Raw genomic sequence first — 2,823 nt, 5'->3', positions numbered from 1 at the left:
ATCATTTCACCTCCAAATTCTTATCAAAAATTAAAATAATTATTCATAACAGTCTGTAAATATTCATCTTACAACTTTCCTGTAACCTACCCCCTTTTTCAGTGTTTTTAAAAGCTCCGTTAAACCTTTAAAATATAATATGTTAGATGTGTTTTTCTACTTTCTGGTGTTTATTAATTAGGTTATATAGAATGTGTAATTGGTTTATCTTCCCAGATAATCTGAACAAATATACCTATAAGCAGAGCTAAAGGGAAGAAAACCAAGAGGATCGTTGGATCAATAACTCCAAAAATCCCCATGTATATATTGTTGTAGCCTTCAGGAGTGCAATCATGCATATTAGTACCGCAAGTCAGGTCAAAAATAATAGTTCCTGAGATTATTGAATAAATAATTCCACGATAAAATATTTTTAATACACGTTCTAGCGCAATCTTACGATCTTCAACATTATTATTGACTTTGTAAAATAAATATACAAATGAAAAGATCAGACATAATGGTATCAGAACTAAAACAACCAGGGGTGGACAGTTCATTCCAAATACCCATGCGTCCTTAGCAACAAATAGCGGGAAGTAACCAATAATAATAGCGGCAAGAAGCCGGGGGATATAAAGTTGAACTTTCAATCTGTTACCACAGATTTTAATAAAATGCCATATAATAAGAACGTACGAAGTGGCAACAAATAAAATGGAAAGTATGTTTTTATAATTATATACACTATTATCAGAAACTAATTCCTTATAGGTTAGTGGTAGTTTGTAACTTTGAGGAATGTATGGTGGATTTTTATAGTTGATGAATAAAAAGAATATAGCGAAAATAACAATAACCACAATTTGTTTCCAATTGTTTTTGATAGATTTAACAAAAGTTATCAGTATATCCAGTCTGCTTTTTTCAGGCTTTAATTTATTGATTATTAATCCGGTAGTTTCCAGGTCATAACGAGGCAGGTACCAGTTGGTTAATAGAAATTCTAATATCTTCCACCCAACATCGTTTTGTTTGGAACGATTTTTTATAAAAAGGTGTAATTCCTTCTTTTCTCCGTCTTTCCAAATGATCTCATTTATAAATTTTTCTCTATCTATTTCCATCATGTAGAAAAAAAACGGATTCTCAATAGCATACTTTATTGGAAAGATAATTTGATCAAATTCATTTGCGTCGTTCTCATTAAGTAATATTGAAGAAGCATAGAAAATTAATTTCCGGTGATCACTTTTATCTTTAGAAGTATCATGAAGATTTTTCTTGTGATCGCTTTTATTTTCAGAAGGATAATACCAATCTTTATACGCTTCAAAAAATCTATATTTGTGTTCTTTCTTATAATTATTATCCTTAATAAAAAAGAGCAAGTTATAGAAAAATTCATCGTCTTTTTCTAATGGTGCTTTGAATGTATCAGTATCTATGTGGTCAAGTTTGTATTTTTCTTTTTCAATAGCTCCTTTTTCGTCTTTATACGTCAGGTAAAGTTCATTATCTTCCAAGCTTATCTCTTTATTGTAACGTTCTCTTAAAGTTTCCATTTTATCATATATTTTCATCAGGCCATTTTTTAGATGCAGGTGTGTTTTTACTATAAGTATTCTGTTCAGGATTTAATTTTAATAAGCCTAATTTCACTAATGTCTTTGCAAGTTCATCATGGCTTTTTCTTAATTTTTTCTTATTTAATGGAGATCCCTCTCCTATCTCTTTAAATACAGTTCCAAGTTGTTCAATAAATGAACTAATCGGATTGGTCACTTGATTGAGGAATTCGGTTCCGTATACTGGCTTTCCTACATCATTATCATATTCCTGAAAGTCTACATAGTAGGCGGGAATAGAGTAAAGGGATGTTATCGTAAAGGCACTTGCGAGCATTGTTTTTTTACCTCCGGTTATATCAATGGCTACTCTCTTGCCCTTGTTTTCACTTATTATCTCCTCGATGATTTTTGATATTTCATCGGGTAAAATTGAATCCACAGTCCTTGATATAACATCTATATTCTCGTTTTTATACCCGATACTATTTAAATCTTCAACTTTATCCAGTTTCAATTGATTTCCTTTTACAAAATCTTCTACAAATGTTTTAAACTCGATACTATTTTTGCAAAAACGCCTTGTCCCTTCACTACATATCAGGTAGATCTTAGATGTTGGTTTCAATGTGCATATAGTGTGTATGATAGGCTCTGGTGAAAAGCCGACTAATGAGATCAAAATATCATATTTCTCTTTTATAAAATCGATATCTATTTTAGGGAAGGTCTCTGCCAGAATATCCGTTTTACCCATTTCTATCTGATGGTAAGCAATCGCCTCAAACATCTTAAGTGAATCCGGAAAGATTTTAGAGAAATAATATCCCCAGTACTCTTTGGGATAATCTTCTTTGCTATGGTTGTTGGAATTTTTTAATTTATCCATGTGGCTTTCCAGATCAGAAAGAGAAACATTAACTCCATGCTTTTTGAAAATTGCTTCTCTCATATTGAATGTCCTACTTTCCATTTCCATCCCCCGTTTCTATTTTAATCTCGGATTGTTTTTTTAACTTACACCAACCTAAAGGCAGCAAGGGGATGCCTTTACTATCCAAGATAAACCTTCTTGACTTAGGCGCTATTTGCTCGTTTCTATTTTGTGTAAGATTTCTCACCCTTTTCCGTATGCTCCGTTTACCATTATCATTGTTTTTGTCAAAAAGTGATAAAATCGATAGCACTGAGATAAATTCCCTCCTTTATGCTGAGATAAAATGGTTCTTTCATTCGCAGCAGGATATATTTACCCCGCTTAACCCCGCCGGGT

2 protein-coding genes are annotated in these 2,823 nt (G+C 32.2%); both read right to left on the bottom strand.

The features are described from left to right. Positions 1-182: 182 nt before the first annotated feature. Entirely contained in the window at positions 183-1,565 is a 1,383-nt protein-coding gene (locus NUV40_02555; protein MCR4342765.1) for a hypothetical protein, read from the bottom strand. After that, a complete protein-coding gene (locus NUV40_02550; protein ID MCR4342764.1) occupies positions 1,552-2,502 on the bottom strand; it encodes a hypothetical protein in 951 nt (316 codons plus the stop codon). Before NUV40_02550 ends, NUV40_02555 begins: the two co-directional genes overlap by 14 nt. Between the last annotated feature and the right edge of the window lie 321 nt (positions 2,503-2,823).

The sequence above is a fragment of the Patescibacteria group bacterium genome, from assembly GCA_024654625.1.
Classification (GTDB): Bacteria; Patescibacteriota; Minisyncoccia.
This window is presented reverse-complemented; position numbering and strand designations above follow the sequence as displayed.